At 39.0% G+C, this 428-nt stretch carries 1 protein-coding gene; it reads left to right on the top strand.

The genetic code is table 11. The annotated features are described in order from the left end of the window. The coding region (locus tag NE664_14355; GenBank protein MCQ4727817.1) for a cobalamin biosynthesis protein at nt 1-364 on the top strand (364 nt) is incomplete at its 5' end. Nucleotides 365-428 lie beyond the last annotated feature (64 nt).

Raw genomic sequence — 428 nt, 5'->3', positions numbered from 1 at the left:
TGCCAAGAAAATTTCATCCCTTATTCTGAAAGGTGAAAAAATACCTTTAGTAACAAGGCTTGAAGTATCTGGCGGTATTCCTAAGGAAATAAACTTATATTCCCCGGGAAATGACAATGGGACGGGATTTGTTATTTCCCCTTTTAAAGAAAATCCTTTTTTGAATACGCTCCATTTAATTCCGAAAAACGCGGCGGTCGGCATAGGATGCCGGAGGAGCGCAAGCGTTTATGATATAGAAAAAGCCGTATTTTCCGCGCTTGAAAGAAGTAACATCGACTTTTTGGCAGTTAAAAATATAGCGACCATAGATATAAAAAAGATGAAAACGGCCTGCTTGAATTTTGCGGAAAATATGATATAAAACCCGTATTCTACAGCGCGGAAGAATTGAAAAATGCTGAGGGCGTTTTCTCCCATTCCGATTT

Origin of the sequence: Anaerotignum faecicola (assembly GCA_024460105.1) — a bacterium.
In the GTDB taxonomy this organism is placed as follows: Bacteria; Bacillota; Clostridia; order Lachnospirales; family Anaerotignaceae; genus JANFXS01.
The sequence above is the reverse complement of the archived record's forward strand: the minus strand, read 5'-3'. Positions and strand labels throughout refer to the sequence as shown.